The following is a 17,505-nucleotide window of genomic DNA, read 5'->3' as shown; positions in this document are numbered from 1 at the left end:
AACGCCATGGAAAACAAAGCCCATGCCTTTGTCGCCGGCGCCTTCGTCATCGGGCTGATCGGCCTGATCGTCGCGCTGGTGCTCTGGTTCACGCGCGACACCGCCGTGCGCAACATCTACGAGCTGTCGACCAGCGATGCGGTCAGCGGCCTGCAGCCGCAGGCCACGGTGCGCTACCGTGGCATCGCGGTGGGCAAGGTGGCCTCGATCGACTTCGACCCCAAGATCCGGGGCAATGTGCGGGTGCGCATCTCGGTGGACCAGCGGGTGCCGCTCACCAAGTCCAGCTATGCCGCGCTGAGCTACCAGGGCGTGACCGGCCTGGCCTCGATCGCGCTCAACGACGACGGCGCGTCGCAGGAGCCGCTCAAGCCCGACAACGACGATCCACCGCGCATTCCGCTCAAGCCCTCCACCCTGGCCAAGCTGCAGGAGCGCGGCGAGGCCATTCTTGAAAAAGTCGAGGAGGCGACCGACAAGGTCAACGCCATGGTCAGCCCAGCCAATCAGAAGCGGGTGGCCGACGCGCTGGAGAACATCGCGCACGCAGCGGAGAGCGCCAATCAGCTCACCAAGCGGCTGGACCTGACCATCAAGGACGGCCTCACGCCCGCATTGCAGGCGATTCCGCCGCTGGCCGACAACGCCCGCGGCACGCTCGGCACGGTGAAGCAGGCCGCCAGCGATGTCTCGCGCGTGGCCAACAATCTGAACGCCAGCGTGACCCGGCTCAATGCCGAAGGCGGTGCGCTGGACCGGCTGGCCGCCGGCACCGAAGGGCTGACCCAGGCCATGGATTCCTTCAACACCACCACCTTGCCGCGCGTGAACCGGGTGGCCGACGACACCGCGCACGCGGTGCGCCGCCTCGGCCGCGCGGCCGACAACATCAACGAGAACCCGCAATCGCTGCTGTTCGGAAGCGGCAGCAGTCTGCCCGGCCCGGGCGAGCCCGGCTTTGCCACACCAGACGTACCCGCCACGGCCGCGCGCCGCTGAAAGCCCGCCATGACCCTGACGAAGACGACGATCCTGCTCGGCGCCCTGGCCGTGGCCTGTGCCCTGGCCGGCTGTGGCGCGCTGCCCGACAAGCCGGCTCGCGCCACCCTCTACGACTTTGGCGCCGGCCCGCTGCCGCGCACGCCCGCTGCGGCGGCATCGAGCAATTCGCCGGCCGTCGCCACGCGCCTGCCGCCCATGCTGCTGTCCGACATCGAGGCGCAGGCCCGGCTGGACGGCACGCAGATCCTGTACCGCCTGGGCTATTCCGACGGCAACGAACTGCGCCCCTACTCGACGGCGCGCTGGAGCATGCCGCCGACCCAGTTGCTGGCGCAGCGGCTGCGCGACGGCCTGGCCCAGCGCCGTACCGTGCTGGGCGCGGACGAGGGCACCAACATCGCCCGCATCGAGGGCAAGGTCCCCAACCGGCTGCGCCTGACGCTGGAAGAGTTCAGCCACTACTTCGAGTCGCCGGGCAGCAGCTACGGCCTGGTGCGGGTGCGCGCCACCCTGATGAACACCACCGCCGCCGGCGACCGGGTGCTGGGCCAGCGCACCTTCAGCGCCGAACTGCCGGCGCCCAGTGCCGATGCGCCCGGCGGCGTCAAGGCCTTGGCGGCCGCCAGCGACGCCGTGGTGCTGCAGGTGGTTCAATGGGCCGATCAGCTTCAGCAGCAACAGCCCCCGCAGTGAATGCAATGACCCGCATCGGCCTCATTTCCGACACGCATGGCCTGCTGCGGCGCGAGGCGCTGGCCTTCCTGCAAGGCAGCGACTTCATCGTGCACGGCGGGGACATCGGCTCGCCCGACATCCTCGAGCAACTCGGCCGGATTGCGCCGGTGACGGCGGTGCGCGGCAACAACGACCGCGAGGCCTGGGCCATGCAGGTGCCGGAAACCGACTTCCTGCAGGTCGGCGAGCTGTTCCTCTATGCGCTGCACGACCTGGCGCTGCTGGACATCGATCCCGCCGCGGCCGGCGTGCGGGTGGTGGTTTCGGGCCATTCGCACAAGCCGCTGGTCGAGGAGCGCGATGGCGTGCTCTTCGTCAACCCCGGCAGCGCCGGGCCGCGCCGCTTCAGCCTGCCGATCTCGGCTGGCGAATTGATCGTGAACGGCGAGCAGGTCAGCGCGCGTATCGAGCGGTTCGACATTCCTGCGCAGGCCGGCGCCGCGCGGCCGTGAACGGCCGCTTCGATCCCTCGGTCGTCAAGGCCCTGCTGTTCGACCTGGGCGGCGTGGTCTTCGCGTTCGACTTCGCGCATGCACTGGCGCACTGGGCGCCGTTGTCTTCCTTGCCGGCCGACGCCTTGGGCCTGGCCTTCTCGCATGACGAGGACTACCAGCGCCACGAGCGCGGCGAGCTGAGCAGCGCCCAGTACTTCGACACCTTGCGCCGCAAGCTCGCGCTGAACGCCAGCGACGAGGCCATCGAGGCCGGCTGGAACGCGATCTTCCGCGAGGAAATCGGCGAGACGCTGGATGCGGTCGAGGCGGCTCGCCGCTACCTGCCCTGCTACGCCTTCAGCAACACCAACAAGAGCCACCATGCGGCCTGGCGTGCGGCCTATCCGCGCATCGAGCCGGCCTTCGACCGCGTCTTTGCCTCTTCCGACATCGGGCTGCGCAAGCCCGAACGCGCCGCCTTCGAACGGGTGTGCCGCGAGATCGGCCTGCCACCGCAGGCCCTGCTGTTCTTCGACGACCTGGCGGAGAACGTGGCGGGCGCGCGCGCCTGTGGCCTGCAGGCGGTGCAGGTGCATTCGCCGGCCGATGTGCGCGGCGCGCTCAGGCAGCTGAGCTGCCTGCCCTGACTTTCAAGCAAATGTGGCTTCCGCCACTTTGTTTGATCCCCCTCGGGGGGCGGGCCGGGCTGGCCCGGCCCTGGGGGCTCAGCGGCCGCCGCTGACGTCGATGCTGGCGCCGGTCACGTAGCTGGCTTCGGGCGAGAGCAGCCAGACGATGGCGTTGGCGATCTCCTGTGCACTGCCGACCCGCTTCATCGGCACCGTGTGCGCCAGCTCGAAGGCGCGCTGGGGCATGCCGCCGGAGGCGTGGATCTCGGTGTCGATCAGGCCCGGGCGCACGCCGTTGACCCGGATGCCTTCTTCCGCCACCTCCTTGGCCAGGCCGATGGTGAGCGTGTCGATGGCGCCCTTGCTGGCCGCGTAGTCGATGTACTGGTCGGGCGAGCCCAGGCGCGCCGCGGCGCTCGACAGGTTGACGATGACGCCGCCGGCGCCGCCATGGCGCGTGCTCATGCGGCGCACCGCCTCGCGCGCGCAAACGAAGCTGCCGACCACGTTGACGCGCATCATGCGTTCCAGCCGCGCCACGCTCATCTCGTCCAGCCGCGCCTGCACGTCGACCACGCCGGCGTTGTTGACCAGGGCCGACAGGCGCCCGAGCTTGTCGTCGACCTCGCGGAACATGGCCAGCACCTGCGCTTCGTTGCCGACGTCGGCCTGCACGGCCAGGGCGCGCCCGCCCTCGGCTTCGATGCGGCGCACCACCTCCTGCGCCGCCTGGGCATTGCTGACGTAGCTCAGCGCCACGGCAAAGCCGCGCCGCGCGGCGAGCAGCGCGGTGGCTGCGCCAATGCCGCGGCCGCCGCCGGTGATCAAGACGATCGGGTCCATGTTCATCCTTCTCCTGCACGGAATATGGTGGGTCGGTTAAAACCGCTGTCAGGTTTTACCTTAGCTTCGCAGCAGCAACCAGGAGTATGAACATGGGCCAATTCATCGATCTCAAGGCCAAGGACGGCTTCGTCTTTCCCGCCTACGTCGCCGAGCCGGCCGGCACGCCCAAGGGTGCCGTGGTGGTGGTGCAGGAAATCTTCGGCGTGAACTCGCACATCCGTTCGGTGGCCGACGGCTATGCGGCCGATGGCTACCTGGCGGTGGCGCCGGCCACTTTCCACCGGATCAAGCCGGGCGTGGATATCGGCTATTCCGACGAGGACATGAAGGCCGGCTTCGCACTGAAGACGGCGGTGGAAGCCCTGCCGGCGCCGGGCGTCATGCAGGACTTGCAGGCCGCCATCGACTACGCCGCCAAGGCCGGCAAGGTGGGCATCGTCGGCTACTGCTGGGGCGGCCTGCTGACCTGGCGCGCAGCCTGCGGCCTGAGTGGCCTGACGGCGGCCGTGCCCTACTACGGCGGCGGCATGACCACGCCGGATGAAGCGGCGCGCCAGCCCAAGGTGCCGGTGATGGTGCATTTCGGCGAGAAGGACCATTGGATTCCATTGGATTCGGTGCAGGCCTTCGCCAAGGCGCACCCCGAGGTGACGGTGCATGTCTATCCCGCCGACCACGGCTTCAACTGCGACCAACGCGGCGCCTACAACGCCGAGGCGGCCAAGCTGGCCCGCGAGCGCACTCTGACCTTCTTCCAGCAGCACCTGGGATGAAGGCCGTCATGCGCGGCAGGGCGCTGGCGGCGCTGCTGGCCGGGTGGTGCATGGCCCAGGGCGGGTTCGTCCTGGCAGCCGACTACACCGGCCCGCTGTTCGATGCACACCTGCACTACAACGAGGAAGCCTGGAGCGGCGGCGCGGGCCCCTACCCGCCGGCCGAGGCGGTGGCGCGCATGCAGCGCAATGGCGTGCGCGCCATCGTCGCCAACTCGCGGCCCAATGCCGGTACCCACACTCTGGCGTCCTCGCGCGAAGCCTCCGGCGCCGCCATCACGGTGGTGCCCTTCGTGCGGGTCTACCGCAACCGCGCCGACTACACCAACTGGTTCCGCGACGAGAGCATCTACGAAATGGTGCAGGCCGAGCTGGCGCGCGGCAGCGCCAGCGGCCCTTTCCGCGGCATCGGCGAATTCCACCTGTACGAGAGCGCCAATGCCAAGGGACCGGTGGCGCGCAAGCTGGTCGCGCTGGCCGAGCGCAACGGCCTGGCGCTGCTGGCGCACGTGGACGACGAGGCCATCGACCTCTTGATGGCCGCCTCGCCTTCGGGCGGCCAGAAGCTGCGCCTGATCTGGGCCCACACCGGCATCGGCGGCGCCCCGGTGGAACGGGTGCGAGCCCTGCTGGAGCGTTATCCGCTGCTGGTGGGCGAGCTGTCGTATCGGCCCGGCCTGACTTGCGACGGCGGACGGCTGTGCCCCGAATGGCGCGCGCTGATGGAGCGCTTCCCCGCGCGCTTCGTGGTCGGCTCCGACACCTGGATCAACCAGCGCTGGGACAACTACGACGAGATCATGCGCGGCTACCGCGTCTGGCTGGGCGACCTGCCGCCCGAGCTGGCGCAGCGCATCGCCTGGGGCAACGCGGCCACGCTGTTCGGCCTGAAGGCGCCGCAGTAGGCTGCCTCAGATCTTGCGCGGCCGCCCGTTGATGCGCTTGCCCACCCGTGATTCCAGGAAGTCGAGCAGCGCACGCAGTGCCGCGCTGTTGTGGCGCCGCTGCAGGTAGGCGGCGTACAGCCACATGTCCTTGCGCACGTAGTCCTGCAGCACCGGCTGCAGTTCGCCGTGGTCGATGTGCGGCTGCACCATCAGGGCCGGAAGGTACACCACGCCGAAGCCCTGCAGCGCCACCTGGATCAGCGGGCCACCCTCGGTGGCGTCCATCCGGCTCTTGATCGGCACGTCGACCGGCCCGCCGTTTTCCTCGAAGCGCCATCGCGGATTGAGTCCACCGGACGAGCCGGTCAGCCCCACGTGCTGGGCCAGGTCGGCCGGCCGCTTCGGAATGCCGTGCTTGCGCCAGTAGATTGGGGCCGCGCACACCACCAGGTTGACTTGAACCAGCCGGCGCACGATCAGGTTCTCGTTTTCGATCGGGCCCAGGCGCAGGGCGACGTCGATGCCCTCGTCCACCATGTCCAGCGAGCGGCTGCTCAGTTGCAGGCTGATGCTGACGTCGGGGTAGTGGCGCATGAACTGCGCCAGCAGGTTCGGCAGGTCGCCCTGGCCCATGCCGTGCGGCGCCGAGATCTTCAGCCGGCCAGCCGGCTGGCTGGCGCGCTCCTGCAGTTCGGACTGGGTGCTCTCGATCATCTCCAGCATCGGCGTGCTGCGGTCCAGCAGCAGGGCGCCGGCGTCCGTCAGGCTCACCGAACGCGTGGAGCGGTTGAGCAGGCGGGCGCCGAAGCGCTCCTCCAGCTCCGCGATGTACTTGCTCACCGTGGCCTTCGACATGTTCAGCTTGATCGCCGCGCGCGAGAAATTGCCCTGGTGCGCCACTTCGTGGAAGGTCTTGATGAGGTCGAGGCTGTCCATGGTTCTGTGAGTGATTGTTTCGGCAAACGGGCGAATCGCAGGCCGGACAAGGGGTTAGCCGGGCATTGTTTCGAATCCGTGAACACGGTGATTCGATTCTCGAGGGTTTTTACTTAGCAATTTCCTCCAAACTTCGCTGCACAGGCAAGCAATTCAGCAAGCCTGGGTGAACAAGGCCCGAGCGCGGAGGTCGTCGCGATGCGAAGGACGACCAACCCACCAGACCCCGTTCGAAATTTTGTTGAACCTCAAAGGAACTGAATCATGAACACCGCCCGCAAGATCCTCTCCGCCGCCGCCGTTGCCCTGCTGGCAGCCACCGGTGCCGCCCACGCCGACAGCTACAACCCCTACGGCGACGAAGCCGGTGCCGGCGTGACCAGCGTGAACAGCCTGCGCAGCCGCGCCGAAGTGCAAGCTGAAGCCGTTGCCACCGCGAAGGTCGGCAATCCCTACAGCGACAGCGCCTATGCCGGCGTGACCCAGGTGAACGGCAGCAGCACGGTGGACCGCAATGCCACCCGCGCCCAGGCCGTCGCCGCCGCCCACGATCCGCTGCAGAACCTGGACCGCAAGTCCTACGTGAACAGCACGATCCCGTCGCAATACACGAACGGCTCCCTGGCCGTTCGCCGTCAACAGCAAAGCCAGCAGGCCGCGCTGTAAATCCCAGCCCATCCAGGCTTTTCTCTCCAACGGTCAAAACACACGACCTCCAAGGACCTCGTCATGAAGACTTCGAATCTTTTTGCTGCCGCCGCGCTGGCCCTTCTCGCCGCTACGGGCGCCCAGGCTGAAACCTACGAAGGCGTGCAAGCGCCGGTGTCGGCCCTGAACCGCTCCGACGTCGAGGCCCAGGCCGTCGCCGCGTCGCATGCCAAAGACCAGAACGTGACGCGCGGCTCGCGCGGTCCCGAGACGGTCGCTGTGTCGCGTGACCGCGCCGGTGTGGAAGCCGAAGCCGTCGGCTATGCCGCACGCCCCGACCAGAACGTGGTCGCCGGCTCGAAGTTCAACAGCAAGGTCATCTCGACCATGCCCAGCACCACGGACGCACAAGCCGGGGCCGCCAAGGCCAAGGCCAGCAAGCTGTAATCCAGTCGCTGGATTTCAGAAGGTTTCGAGAGCCAGGCCGGTCGGCGCGCAAGCGCCGGCCGGCTTTTTCATTGGCGGGCGGGCGGGCGCGGCGCTACCTGGCGGTGCGCGCCAGGTAGCGCTTGCGCCAGAACACCAGCACCAGCGTCAGCGCGATGAACAGCATCGAGGCCAGCGCGATCCAGAATCCGGTGGCCTGGTGCAAGAGGGGGATGTAGTCGAAGTTCATGCCGAAGATGCCGGCAATGAGGTTCAGCGGCAGGAACACCGCGGTGAGCACGGTGAGCACCCGCATGATGTCGTTGGTGCGGTGGCTCTGGATGGAGAAGTGCATTTGCACCGCGGTCTCGGCGTCCTGTTCGAGCCGGCGCACGTGGTGCAGCACGCGTTCGATGTGCTCCAGCACGTCGCGGCTGCGCACCAGCACCAGTTCGCGCTCGCGCGCCGCCTCGGCCTGCGACAGGGGCGGCAGTGTTTCCAGCTCGTCGATCCAGTCCTGGACGGCGTCACGCTGGTCTTCGCAAATTTCTGCCAGGTGGCGCAGCGACTGGCGCGCCTTCATCAGGGCGCCCCAGTTGTGGAAGCGGCTCTTGGCGTCGGTCAGCTCGCTTTGCCAATGGTCCAGCTGCCTGGACAGGTCGCGCCGCAGGTCCAGGTAGCCGTCGACAATGTGGTTGATCACCCGCAGCATCAGGTCGGCCGGGCTGGTCGGCAGGCGGGCGGAAACGGCGCGCTCGTCCAGGGCGGGCGCAGCCGAGCCCGCGGCGGCGGCCTTCAGCTTGTTGGCGAAGGCGTCGCGCAGCGCGGCGTCCTCCGGATGCACCGAGAGCAGCACCCGGTCGAACACGGCAAAGCCTACCGGCCGGGTGTCGATGCGGCGCAGGGCCGGCGGGCCGCCGCGCGCGGGCGCGGGCGCCGCAGGAGCGCTGTTGACCGGCTGGGCGGCCGGCGCAGCCGCTCCGGCCGCTGCCGGCGGCGCGGCCGACAGCCGCCGGAACACCAGCAGGTCGTACTCGGAGGTGTAATCGTAGTGCGAGGGCAGTTGATCGTTGAGCAGGTCGCTCACGTGCAGGTCGACCAGTTGGGCGTCGCACAGCGACTGCAGGGTTGCCTGCAACTCGGGCAGGCTGCCTTGCAACTCGTCACGCGTGAGCGAGACCCACAGGAAGGCGTTCTGGCAGGCGCCGGGCAGCGCGAGCGGCGCCAGCGCCTGGTGCTCGCTGACCTGGGTGCTGCTGATCTGGAAGATGCGCATTTACCGCGCTTGTGCTTGTTGCAAAAGGCGCGCCGCGTCCAGCGAGAAGTACGTCAGGATGCCGTCGGCGCCGGCGCGCTTGAAGGCAAGCAGGCTCTCCAGCATCACCGCGTCGTGGTCGAGCCAGCCGTTTTGCGCCGCCGCCTTCAGCATGGCGTACTCGCCGCTCACCTGGTAGGCGAAGGTGGGCATGCGGAACTGCTCCTTCACGCGGCACAGGATGTCCAGGTACGGCATGCCGGGCTTGACCATCACCATGTCGGCGCCCTCGGCAATGTCCATGGCCACTTCGCGCAGCGCCTCATCGCTGTTGCCCGGGTCCATCTGATAGACCTTCTTGTTGCTCTTGCCCAGGTTGGCGGCCGAGCCGACGGCGTCGCGGAAGGGCCCGTAGAAGGCGCTGGCGTACTTGGCGCTGTAGGCCATGATGCGGGTGTGCACCAGGCCGTTGGCCTCCAGCGCCTGCCGGATCGCGCCGATGCGGCCGTCCATCATGTCGCTGGGCGCCACGATGTCGACGCCGGCCCGCGCCTGGGCAAGCGCCTGCCGGGTCAGCACTTCCACGGTCGGGTCGTTCAGGATGTAGCCGGTGTCGTCCAGCAGGCCGTCCTGGCCGTGGCTGGTATAGGGGTCGAGCGCCACGTCGGTCATCACGCCCAGTTCCGGAAAGCGCGATTTCAGGGCCGCCACCACGCGCGGCACCAGGCCGTCGGGGTTGAAGGCCTCGGCGCCGTCCGGCGTCTTCAGCTGGGGGTCGATCACCGGGAACAGCGCCATCACCGGAATGCCGAGCTTCACGCATTCTTCCGCCACGGGCAGCAGCAGGTCGAGGCTGAGCCGGTCCACGCCGGGCATCGAGGGCACGGCGTCGCGCCGCTGGCTGCCTTCCTGGACGAACACCGGATAGATCAGGTCGTGCGGGCTGAGGGCGTGCTGGCGCACCAGATCGCGGGTGAAGGTGTCGCGCCGCAGGCGGCGTGGCCGGCCGGCGGGGAAGGGGGCAAAGGCGGGGGCGGGACGGTTCATTTCCGAAAATTGTGCCCGATCGTGCGACCCTGTTGTATTTACAGCACGATCGTTCGTCCGAATTAACCCTTGGTCATGAATGCCAAAGCACTCTCAATCCGACCTGGGCCCAGGAGGGCCGCAAGAAACCTTGCTTGAAAGATCCTTGATGCTTTGTTAAATTGCTTTTTGGACGGCTTGCCGTCCCCCGCTTTTCCTCCCTGAGCGGGTGCCTTGATGTGTGACAGCAAAAGGGCTTCCCGCCCGGCGTTGATTCGCCGGGCTTTTTTTTGCCCGGAAGAAGCGCAGTGGCCCCCGGCGCGCCAGGGGCGCACCACTAAACTTGGCCCGATGCTCTGGGTCAAATCGCTTCACATCGTCTTCATCGCCAGCTGGTTCGCGGGGCTGTTTTATCTGCCGCGCATCCTGGTGAACCTGGCCATGGTGCCACCCGGATCCGAGGCCGAGCGCGCCCGCTTGCTGCTGATGGCGCGCAAGCTCCTTCGCTTTTCCACACTGCTGGCGGTACCGGCCCTGGGCTTTGGCCTTTGGCTGTGGCTGGGCTACGGAATCGGCCGGGGCGCCGGCAACGGGTGGATGCATGCCAAATTGGCGCTGGTGCTGCTGGCGATCGGCTACCACCACGGCTGCGGGGTGCTGCTGCGCCGCTTCGAGGCCAACACCAACCGGCGCAGCCACCGCTGGTATCGCTGGTTCAACGAGGTGCCGGTGCTGCTGCTGCTGGCGATCGTGGTGCTCGTGGTGGTTAAGCCCTTCTGATGGCGGCAAGCTCCGGCCACAAGTCCACCGCGCTGCCCCTGGCGCTGGCCTATGCCGCGCTGATCGCCTACGCAAGCCTGTACCCCTTTGGCGACTGGCGCGACCAGGGCATCGCGCCCTGGGCCTTCCTTGCCGCGCCGTGGCCGCGCTACTGGACCGGCTTCGATTTCGGCATCAATGCGGCCGGCTATGTGCCCCTGGGCTTTCTGGGCGCCGTCGCGGTGCTGCGGCAGCGTCCCGATGGGGCGGTGGCAATGGCGGTGGCCCGCGCCACGGCGGCGGCGGCGGCGCTGTCCTTCCTGATGGAAACCTTGCAGAGCTACCTGCCGGCCCGTATCCCGTCGAACGTGGACTGGGCCCTCAACACCGCCGGCGCCCTGGGCGGCGCCGTGCTGGCGGCGGTGCTCGAGCGCCTGGGCGGCGTGGCTCACTGGGAGCGCACCCGCAGCACCTGGTTCATCAATGAAGCGCGCGGCGGCCTGGTGCTGCTGGCCTTGTGGCCGGTGGCGCTGCTCTTTCCGGCCGCCGTCAGCTTCGGCCTGGGCCAGGTCTTCGAGCGGGTGGAAGACACCATCGCCTATTGGCTGTCCGACACCCCCTTCATCGACTGGCTGCCGGTGCGCCAGTTCGAGCTGGAGCCGCTGGTGCCGGGGGCGGAACTGCTGTGCGTGATGTTGGGCGCGCTGGTGCCCTGCCTGCTGGCCTATGTGGTGGCGCGCTCCATGCGGCGACGCGCCCTGTTGCTGCCGCTGATGCTGGGCCTGGGCATCGGTGCCAGCGCGCTGTCGGCCACCTTGAGCTGGGGGCCGGAGCACGCCTGGGCCTGGCTGGACCTGCCAGTACAACTGGGCGTGGCGGCGGCGGCCATCCTCGGCGCCGCGCTGCTGCCGGCGCGGCGGCGCCTTTGCGCGGCCCTGGCCCTGATGGCCATCATCGTGCAGCTGGGGCTGATCAATGGCGCACCCGAAAGCGCCTACTTTGCGCAGACCCTCGCGACCTGGGAGCAGGGGCGCTTCATCCGCTTCCATGGTCTGGTGCAATGGCTGGGCTGGCTCTGGCCCTTCGCCACGCTAGGCTACCTCCTGCTGGTGCTCTCGCGCGACATGCGGCACTCCTAAAATCAGTTGCATGACCCAACCCAGTTCCGGCTACTACGCACGCCACATCTTCTTTTGCCTGAACGAGCGCAAGAACGGCGAGCAGTCCTGTGCCCAGTACAAGGCGCAGGAAGGCTTCGACCACTGCAAGGCGCGGGTGAAGAAAGAAGGCTTGGCGGGGCCGGGCCAGGTGCGGGTCAACAAGGCGGGCTGCCTGGACCGCTGCGCCGGCGGGCCGGTGGCGGTGGTCTACCCGGAAGCGGTCTGGTACAGCTATTTGGACGAGGCGGACATCGACGAAATCGTCGATTCGCACCTCAAGAAGGGCCAGGTGGTCGAGCGCCTGCTGCTGCCGGCCGACGTCGGCCGTTGAGGCCTGGCCGCCGCCACATGAACTCCCGCACCGAGAAACTGATCCTGCAAGGCGCCGCCGGCCCCATCGAGGCGCTGCGCGACGCCCCGGCCGAAGGCACGGCGCCACAGGGCATTGCCGTCATCGCGCATCCGCATCCGCTGTTCGGCGGCACCATGGACAACAAGGTGGTGCAGACCCTGGCGCGCGCCTTCGTGGCCAACGGCTGGACCGCCGTGCGCTTCAACTTCCGTGGCGTCGGCGGCAGCGCCGGCACGCATGACGAAGGGAACGGCGAATGCGAGGACATGGCGGCGCTGATCGAGCAGGTGGCGCCGCAGGGCCCGCTGGCCATCGCCGGCTTCTCCTTCGGCGCCTTTGTGGCCAGTTGCGCCCTGGCGCGCCTGTGGGCCGTGCGCGAGGTGCAGCAGGTGGTGTTGGTGGGCACGGCCGCGGCGCGCTTCAGCGTGCCGGCACTGCCGCCCGAGGCGCACGAGCGCACCTTGGTGGTCCACGGCGAAGCGGACGACACCGTGCCGCTGTCGGCTGTCATGGACTGGGCGCGGCCGCAGATACTTCCTGTGACAGTCGTCCCCGGAGGCGGCCATTTCTTTCACGGACAATTGCCGCTCCTGAAAAACCTCGTCAGCCGCCATCTGCGCGCGGACGAGCGTCGTTTTCCTTCCGGTTCCTGAAAGATCTCCCCCGTTTGTTTTCCATGATTCGTTTCTCGAAAGCGCTTCGCGCGCTCGTGCTGGCCGCGGCGGCCCCCTTCTACCTGGCCATGTCGGCTGCCCATGCGCAGGTGCCGGTGCCGCCCGAAATCGTGGCCCGCAGCTATCTCCTGGTGGATGTCACCGCCAACCAGATCCTGGCGCAGAAGGACATCGACATGGCGGTCGAGCCCGCCTCGCTGACCAAGCTGATGACGGCCTACCTGGTGTTCGACGCGCTCAAGGCCAAGAAGATCACCCTGGCGCAAACCCTGCCGGTGAGCACGCGCGCCTGGAAGATGCCCGGTTCGCGCATGTTCATCGACCCGAAGATGCAGGTGCCGGTGGAAGACCTGATCAAGGGGCTGATCGTGCAGTCGGGCAACGACGCCACGGTGGCGCTGGCCGAAGGCGTGGGCGGCACGGTCGAGCACTTCGTCGAGATGATGAATGACCAGGCCAAGGCCCTGGGCATGAAGAACACAGCCTACAAGAACCCGGAAGGCCTGCCGGCGCCCGGCCACACCACCACGGCGCGCGACCTGAGCATCCTGGCCACCCGCCTGATGCGCGACTTCCCGGAAGACGTGCGCTACTACGCCATCAAGAAGTACCGCTATCCCGGCACGCCGTCGACCAACGACACCAACCGCAACACCCTCTTGTTTCGCGATCCGACGGTCGATGGCCTGAAGACCGGCCACACCGATGCCGCCGGCTACTGCCTGGTGGCCACCGCCAAGCGCGATTTCCCGAATCTGGCGGGCGGGCGCCGCCTGCTGTCGATCGTGCTGGGCACCAGCGGCGAGACGGTGCGCGCCAACGAATCGCAGAAGCTCCTGAACTGGGGCTATACCGCCTATGACGCGGTGCGCCTGTTCGATGCCGGCCAGCCGGTGGCGACGCCCCGCATCTGGAAGGGCAAGAGCGACACCCTCAAGCTGGGTCGCCCCGAAGCCATCGTGGTGGCGGTGCCCAGCGGCACTGCCGCCAAGGTCACGACCCAGGTGGCGCGCCCGGATCCGCTGGTGGCGCCTTTCACCAGGAACCAGAGCGTGGGCACGCTCAAGGTCATGCTGGGCGACCAGCCGGTGACCGAACTGCCCCTGGTCGCGCTGGAGCCGGTCGAGCAGGCTGGCGTATTGGGCCGCGCCTGGGACGCCGTCCGCCTCTGGATCAAGTAGAAGCCTCCCGGCTTTTCACTTCGCTTCGCTGCGTGTAATTCGCCACCTCCCAAGGAGGGGACCTCACCTGCGGCCCGGCAAAGCCGGTTCCGCGGCGTGGGGCTGGAAGGGGATTCGGAGCCGTAGCGCGGTGCGGTGCCGCGCACCAAGGGTTTTCATTGCCCGGTAGTGATTGCGTTGCTATAATCGTGGGCTTTTCGGAAAAATCCGAAGGGTTTCACGTTTTCGTCATCTGCCGACCTTCCCGGGAAACTAGGGTTCCCCGGGGTCACGAAGGGCGGATCAACAGCTGATTTTTTGGGACTATTTTTTACATGCCAACCATCAATCAATTGGTGCGTCAGGGCCGCGAAGTCGAGAAGTCGAAGTCGAAGAGCCCTGCCATGCAGAACTCTCCGCAACGTCGCGGTGTCTGCACCCGGGTCTACACCACGACCCCCAAGAAGCCGAACTCCGCTCTGCGCAAGGTTGCCAAGGTGCGCCTGACCAACGGTTTCGAAGTCATTTCCTACATCGGCGGCGAAGGCCACAACCTGCAAGAGCACAGCGTCGTGCTGGTGCGCGGCGGTCGTGTCAAGGACTTGCCCGGTGTGCGCTACCACATCGTCCGCGGTTCGCTGGACCTGCAAGGCGTGAAGGATCGCAAGCAATCGCGTTCCAAGTACGGCGCCAAGCGCCCGAAGAAGGCCTAAAGGCTTTTTTTGTCGAAACGGTGTTCGGTCGCCTGGCTGGCGCATCGAGCGTAGTGACCCGCTGTTGGGTCGAGTAAGTGAGAGTCTTGCTTTGGCTCTCGCGGTGCCGGAAACGGTGCCAACTGAAGCAAAGAGGTTAGAAAAATGCCACGTCGTCGCGAAGTTCCCAAACGTGAAATCCTGCCGGACCCGAAGTTCGGCAATATCGAGCTGTCCAAATTCATGAACGTGATCATGGAAGGCGGCAAGAAGGCTGTGGCCGAACGCATCATCTACGGTGCACTCGAGTTCATCGAGTCGAAGAATCCGGGCAAGGATCCCGTGGAAGCCTTCACCATGGCCATCAACAACGTCAAGCCGATGGTGGAAGTCAAATCCCGCCGCGTCGGTGGCGCGAACTACCAGGTGCCCGTCGAAGTGCGCCCGGTTCGTCGCCTGGCCCTGTCGATGCGCTGGATCAAGGAAGCCGCCCGCAAGCGCGGCGAGAAGTCGATGGCCCTGCGTCTGGCCAACGAACTGATGGAAGCCACCGAAGGCCGTGGCGGCGCCATGAAGAAGCGCGATGAAGTGCATCGCATGGCCGAAGCCAACAAGGCCTTCAGCCACTTCCGCTTCTAAGCAGAGCCCGCCCTCTCAATCTGAGTACTGGCTGGAAGCCCGACCCACCGTGTGGTGGGCGGGCTTTCATCCGTTAATGGAGTAATTTTCATGTCCCGCAAGACCCCCATCGAGCGCTACCGCAACATCGGTATCTCTGCGCACATCGACGCCGGCAAGACCACCACGACCGAGCGCATCCTGTTCTACACCGGTGTGAACCACAAGATCGGCGAAGTGCACGACGGTGCCGCCACGATGGACTGGATGGAGCAGGAACAAGAGCGCGGCATCACGATCACCTCGGCTGCCACCACCTGCTTCTGGAAGGGCATGGCCCAGAATTACCAGGAACACCGCATCAACATCATCGACACCCCCGGCCACGTGGACTTCACCATTGAAGTCGAGCGCTCGATGCGCGTGCTGGACGGTGCTGTGATGGTGTATGACGCCGTCGGCGGCGTGCAGCCCCAGTCGGAAACCGTCTGGCGCCAGGCCAACAAGTACAAGGTGCCGCGCCTCGCGTTCGTCAACAAGATGGACCGCACCGGCGCCAACTTCCTGCGCGTTCGCCAGATGATGGTCGACCGCCTGAAGGCCAACCCGGTCGTGATCCAGATCCCGATCGGCGCCGAAGACAAGTTCCAGGGCATCGTCGACCTCGTGAAGATGAAGGCCATCATCTGGGACGAGGACAAGGGCGTGACCTTCACCTACGGCGAGATTCCGGCCGACCTGGTCGACGTTTGCAACGAATACCACGAGAAGCTGGTCGAGGCGGCTGCCGAAGCCAGCGAAGAGCTGATGAACAAGTACCTCGAAGGCGAGAAGCTCTCCGAGGAAGAGATCAAGGCCGCCATCCGCCAGCGCACCATTGCCGGTGAAATCCAGCCGATGCTGTGCGGCTCGGCCTTCAAGAACAAGGGCGTGCAGGCCATGCTCGACGCCGTCATCGATTACATGCCCGCGCCGACCGACATTCCCCCGGTCTCCGGCACCGACGAAGACGAGGCACCGGTGGTGCGCAAGGCCGACGACGAAGAGAAGTTCTCGGCCCTGGCGTTCAAGCTGATGACCGACCCGTTCGTGGGTCAGCTGACTTTCGTGCGCGTCTATTCGGGCGTGCTGTCCAAGGGCGACAGCGTCTACAACCCGGTGCGCGGCAAGAAGGAGCGCATCGGCCGTATCGTGCAGATGCACGCCAACAACCGCGAAGAGGTCAGCGAAATCCGCGCCGGCGACATCGCCGCGTGCGTGGGCCTGAAGGAAGTGACCACGGGCGAAACCCTGTGCGATCCGTCGGCCATCGTCACGCTGGAGCGCATGGTGTTCCCCGAGTCGGTGATCTCGCAGGCCGTCGAGCCCAAGACCAAGGTCGACCAGGAAAAGATGGGCATCGCCCTGCAGCGCCTCGCGCAGGAAGACCCGTCGTTCCGCGTCAAGACCGACGAGGAATCGGGCCAGACCATCATTTCGGGCATGGGCGAACTGCACCTCGAAATCATCGTGGACCGCATGAAGCGCGAGTTCGGCGTGGAAGCCAACGTGGGCAAGCCGCAAGTGGCCTACCGCGAGACCATCCGCAAGACCGTCGAAGAAGCCGAAGGCAAGTTCGTGCGCCAGTCGGGCGGCAAGGGCCAGTACGGCCACGTCGTGCTCAAGATCGAGCCGCAGGAAGCCGGCAAGGGCTTCGAGTTCGTCGACGCCATCAAGGGCGGCGTGGTGCCGCGCGAGTACATCCCGGCGGTGGAAAAGGGCGTCGTGGAAGCGTTGACCCAAGGCGTGCTGGCGGGCTACCCCGTCGTGGACGTCAAGGTCACGCTGCACTTCGGTTCGTACCACGACGTGGACTCGAACGAAATGGCCTTCAAGATGGCTGCCATCTTCGGCTTCAAGGAAGGCGCCCGCAAGGCCAGTCCCGTGATCCTCGAGCCGATGATGGCCGTGGAAGTCGAGACGCCTGAAGACTACGCCGGCAACGTGATGGGCGACCTGTCGTCCCGCCGCGGCATGGTGCAGGGCATGGACGACATGGTCGGTGGCGGCAAGGCCATCAAGGCTGAGGTTCCGCTGTCGGAAATGTTCGGCTACTCGACCACGCTGCGCTCGATGTCGCAAGGCCGCGCCACCTACACGATGGAATTCAAGCAATACGCGGAAGCTCCGCGTAACGTGGCTGAAGCCATCGTCGCTGCGCGGACGAAGTAAGGTCTTTGCGGGACAGATCAAGATTTGCGCAGCAAATTTGCTCTGTCCCCAACTGATCAGTGAATCTGTCTGCGATCTCGTGCCCTTCGTTGCCCGTGGCGAAGGATTCAGCAACAAGATGCAGACATAAAACCAACACACGGGCCTGCTCTTTCAAGGATTGAAAATGGCAAAAGGTAAGTTTGAACGCAAGAAGCCGCACGTGAACGTCGGCACGATCGGTCACGTCGACCATGGCAAGACCACGCTGACGGCGGCCATCGCCACGGTGCTGTCGGCCAA

The 17,505-nt window shown here is 66.6% G+C and carries 21 protein-coding genes; 17 read left to right on the top strand and 4 right to left on the bottom strand.

The annotated features are described in order from the left end of the window. Nucleotides 1-6 precede the first annotated feature (6 nt). Genes ACIPRI_RS05500 through ACIPRI_RS05485 form a run of 4 tightly spaced genes read left to right on the top strand, consistent with a single transcriptional unit; the run spans nt 7 to nt 2,818 of the window. Nucleotides 7-999 carry an MlaD family protein gene (locus tag ACIPRI_RS05500; RefSeq protein ID WP_446620410.1) on the top strand — a complete coding sequence of 331 codons (993 nt, stop codon included), beginning with the start codon at nt 7-9 and terminating at the stop codon, nt 997-999. Between the two features lie 9 nt (nt 1,000-1,008). Continuing rightward, nucleotides 1,009-1,695, top strand: coding sequence for an ABC-type transport auxiliary lipoprotein family protein (locus tag ACIPRI_RS05495; RefSeq protein ID WP_446620409.1), 687 nt, complete (start codon nt 1,009-1,011; stop codon nt 1,693-1,695). A gap of 5 nt (nt 1,696-1,700) precedes the next feature. Next, nucleotides 1,701-2,189 (top strand): metallophosphoesterase family protein, encoded by a 489-nt coding sequence (locus ACIPRI_RS05490; protein ID WP_446621053.1) that lies wholly within the window; start codon nt 1,701-1,703, stop codon nt 2,187-2,189. After that, a complete protein-coding gene (locus ACIPRI_RS05485; RefSeq protein WP_446620408.1) occupies nt 2,186-2,818 on the top strand; it encodes an HAD family hydrolase in 633 nt (210 codons plus the stop codon). The genes ACIPRI_RS05490 and ACIPRI_RS05485 overlap by 4 nt, the downstream gene beginning before the upstream one ends. 78 nt (nt 2,819-2,896) lie before the next feature. Here the strand turns inward: ACIPRI_RS05485 and ACIPRI_RS05480 are convergent, their stop codons facing one another. Further along, nucleotides 2,897-3,643, bottom strand: coding sequence for an SDR family oxidoreductase (locus tag ACIPRI_RS05480; RefSeq protein WP_446620407.1), 747 nt, complete (start codon nt 3,641-3,643; stop codon nt 2,897-2,899). 92 nt (nt 3,644-3,735) lie between these two features. Between ACIPRI_RS05480 and ACIPRI_RS05475 the strand changes: the two genes are divergently transcribed. Both ACIPRI_RS05475 and ACIPRI_RS05470 read left to right on the top strand, forming a co-directional pair. Continuing rightward, nucleotides 3,736-4,419: a dienelactone hydrolase family protein gene (locus tag ACIPRI_RS05475; RefSeq protein ID WP_446620406.1), complete on the top strand. Its 684-nt coding sequence runs from the start codon at nt 3,736-3,738 to the stop codon at nt 4,417-4,419. Continuing rightward, on the top strand, nt 4,416-5,324 hold the full coding sequence (locus ACIPRI_RS05470) for an amidohydrolase family protein (protein ID WP_446620405.1): 909 nt from the start codon (nt 4,416-4,418) through the stop codon (nt 5,322-5,324). Before ACIPRI_RS05475 ends, ACIPRI_RS05470 begins: the two co-directional genes overlap by 4 nt. Nucleotides 5,325-5,330: 6 nt before the next feature. Here the strand turns inward: ACIPRI_RS05470 and ACIPRI_RS05465 are convergent, their stop codons facing one another. Then, complete coding sequence (locus tag ACIPRI_RS05465) at nt 5,331-6,242, bottom strand: LysR family transcriptional regulator (RefSeq protein ID WP_446620404.1); 912 nt, start codon at nt 6,240-6,242, stop codon at nt 5,331-5,333. A gap of 264 nt (nt 6,243-6,506) precedes the next feature. On the opposite strand from ACIPRI_RS05465, the gene ACIPRI_RS05460 reads away from it, so the two are divergent. Together ACIPRI_RS05460 and ACIPRI_RS05455 are read left to right on the top strand one after the other, a co-directional pair. Further along, on the top strand, nt 6,507-6,908 hold the full coding sequence (locus tag ACIPRI_RS05460) for an alpha/beta hydrolase (protein ID WP_446620403.1): 402 nt from the start codon (nt 6,507-6,509) through the stop codon (nt 6,906-6,908). Nucleotides 6,909-6,971: 63 nt separating this feature from the next. Further along, nucleotides 6,972-7,337, top strand: a complete 366-nt coding sequence (locus ACIPRI_RS05455; protein ID WP_446620402.1) for a DUF4148 domain-containing protein — start codon at nt 6,972-6,974, stop codon at nt 7,335-7,337. Nucleotides 7,338-7,431: 94 nt separating this feature from the next. Here the strand turns inward: ACIPRI_RS05455 and ACIPRI_RS05450 are convergent, their stop codons facing one another. After that, nucleotides 7,432-8,592, bottom strand: a complete 1,161-nt coding sequence (locus ACIPRI_RS05450) for a magnesium transporter CorA family protein (RefSeq protein ID WP_446620401.1) — start codon at nt 8,590-8,592, stop codon at nt 7,432-7,434. Further along, on the bottom strand, nt 8,593-9,618 hold the full coding sequence (gene hemB, locus ACIPRI_RS05445) for a porphobilinogen synthase (RefSeq protein WP_446620400.1): 1,026 nt from the start codon (nt 9,616-9,618) through the stop codon (nt 8,593-8,595). 330 nt (nt 9,619-9,948) lie between these two features. On the opposite strand from hemB, the gene ACIPRI_RS05440 reads away from it, so the two are divergent. The 9 genes from ACIPRI_RS05440 to ACIPRI_RS05400 all read left to right on the top strand — a co-directional run. Beyond that, on the top strand, nt 9,949-10,377 hold the full coding sequence (locus ACIPRI_RS05440; protein WP_446620399.1) for a CopD family protein: 429 nt from the start codon (nt 9,949-9,951) through the stop codon (nt 10,375-10,377). Then, a complete protein-coding gene (locus tag ACIPRI_RS05435; RefSeq protein ID WP_446620398.1) occupies nt 10,377-11,495 on the top strand; it encodes a VanZ family protein in 1,119 nt (372 codons plus the stop codon). The genes ACIPRI_RS05440 and ACIPRI_RS05435 overlap by 1 nt, the downstream gene beginning before the upstream one ends. 10 nt (nt 11,496-11,505) lie before the next feature. Further along, the gene (locus ACIPRI_RS05430) at nt 11,506-11,847 is read left to right on the top strand and encodes a (2Fe-2S) ferredoxin domain-containing protein (RefSeq protein WP_446620397.1); all 342 of its coding nucleotides are present in this window, start codon (nt 11,506-11,508) and stop codon (nt 11,845-11,847) included. Between the two features lie 17 nt (nt 11,848-11,864). Beyond that, entirely contained in the window at nt 11,865-12,521 is a 657-nt protein-coding gene (locus ACIPRI_RS05425) for an alpha/beta hydrolase (RefSeq protein WP_446620396.1), read from the top strand. A gap of 23 nt (nt 12,522-12,544) precedes the next feature. Further along, on the top strand, nt 12,545-13,723 hold the full coding sequence (locus ACIPRI_RS05420) for a D-alanyl-D-alanine carboxypeptidase family protein (protein ID WP_446620395.1): 1,179 nt from the start codon (nt 12,545-12,547) through the stop codon (nt 13,721-13,723). Between the two features lie 314 nt (nt 13,724-14,037). Then, the gene (rpsL, locus tag ACIPRI_RS05415; RefSeq protein WP_286565072.1) at nt 14,038-14,415 is read left to right on the top strand and encodes a 30S ribosomal protein S12; all 378 of its coding nucleotides are present in this window, start codon (nt 14,038-14,040) and stop codon (nt 14,413-14,415) included. 144 nt (nt 14,416-14,559) lie between these two features. After that, entirely contained in the window at nt 14,560-15,033 is a 474-nt protein-coding gene (gene rpsG, locus ACIPRI_RS05410) for a 30S ribosomal protein S7 (RefSeq protein ID WP_446620394.1), read from the top strand. A 90-nt stretch (nt 15,034-15,123) separates the two neighbouring features. Further along, nucleotides 15,124-17,223, top strand: coding sequence for an elongation factor G (gene fusA, locus ACIPRI_RS05405; RefSeq protein ID WP_446620393.1), 2,100 nt, complete (start codon nt 15,124-15,126; stop codon nt 17,221-17,223). A 166-nt stretch (nt 17,224-17,389) separates the two neighbouring features. Continuing rightward, nucleotides 17,390-17,505, top strand: a 116-nt coding sequence (locus ACIPRI_RS05400; RefSeq protein ID WP_446621052.1) for a GTP-binding protein, incomplete at its 3' end; no start/stop codon positions are given.

This window comes from Variovorax sp. LARHSF232, assembly GCF_052871435.1.
This window is presented reverse-complemented; position numbering and strand designations above follow the sequence as displayed.

Coding starts and splice junctions, on each gene's coding strand:
- ACIPRI_RS05500 (WP_446620410.1), top strand. CDS start 7: ATGGAAAACAAAGCCCATGCCTTTGTCGCCGGCGCCTTCGTCATCGGG.
- ACIPRI_RS05495 (WP_446620409.1), top strand. CDS start 1,009: ATGACCCTGACGAAGACGACGATCCTGCTCGGCGCCCTGGCCGTGGCC.
- ACIPRI_RS05490 (WP_446621053.1), top strand. CDS start 1,701: ATGACCCGCATCGGCCTCATTTCCGACACGCATGGCCTGCTGCGGCGC.
- ACIPRI_RS05480 (WP_446620407.1), bottom strand. CDS start 3,643: ATGGACCCGATCGTCTTGATCACCGGCGGCGGCCGCGGCATTGGCGCA.
- ACIPRI_RS05475 (WP_446620406.1), top strand. CDS start 3,736: ATGGGCCAATTCATCGATCTCAAGGCCAAGGACGGCTTCGTCTTTCCC.
- ACIPRI_RS05470 (WP_446620405.1), top strand. CDS start 4,416: ATGAAGGCCGTCATGCGCGGCAGGGCGCTGGCGGCGCTGCTGGCCGGG.
- ACIPRI_RS05465 (WP_446620404.1), bottom strand. CDS start 6,242: ATGGACAGCCTCGACCTCATCAAGACCTTCCACGAAGTGGCGCACCAG.
- ACIPRI_RS05460 (WP_446620403.1), top strand. CDS start 6,507: ATGAACACCGCCCGCAAGATCCTCTCCGCCGCCGCCGTTGCCCTGCTG.
- ACIPRI_RS05455 (WP_446620402.1), top strand. CDS start 6,972: ATGAAGACTTCGAATCTTTTTGCTGCCGCCGCGCTGGCCCTTCTCGCC.
- ACIPRI_RS05450 (WP_446620401.1), bottom strand. CDS start 8,592: ATGCGCATCTTCCAGATCAGCAGCACCCAGGTCAGCGAGCACCAGGCG.
- hemB (WP_446620400.1), bottom strand. CDS start 9,618: ATGAACCGTCCCGCCCCCGCCTTTGCCCCCTTCCCCGCCGGCCGGCCA.
- ACIPRI_RS05440 (WP_446620399.1), top strand. CDS start 9,949: ATGCTCTGGGTCAAATCGCTTCACATCGTCTTCATCGCCAGCTGGTTC.
- ACIPRI_RS05435 (WP_446620398.1), top strand. CDS start 10,377: ATGGCGGCAAGCTCCGGCCACAAGTCCACCGCGCTGCCCCTGGCGCTG.
- ACIPRI_RS05430 (WP_446620397.1), top strand. CDS start 11,506: ATGACCCAACCCAGTTCCGGCTACTACGCACGCCACATCTTCTTTTGC.
- ACIPRI_RS05425 (WP_446620396.1), top strand. CDS start 11,865: ATGAACTCCCGCACCGAGAAACTGATCCTGCAAGGCGCCGCCGGCCCC.
- ACIPRI_RS05420 (WP_446620395.1), top strand. CDS start 12,545: ATGATTCGTTTCTCGAAAGCGCTTCGCGCGCTCGTGCTGGCCGCGGCG.
- rpsL (WP_286565072.1), top strand. CDS start 14,038: ATGCCAACCATCAATCAATTGGTGCGTCAGGGCCGCGAAGTCGAGAAG.
- rpsG (WP_446620394.1), top strand. CDS start 14,560: ATGCCACGTCGTCGCGAAGTTCCCAAACGTGAAATCCTGCCGGACCCG.
- fusA (WP_446620393.1), top strand. CDS start 15,124: ATGTCCCGCAAGACCCCCATCGAGCGCTACCGCAACATCGGTATCTCT.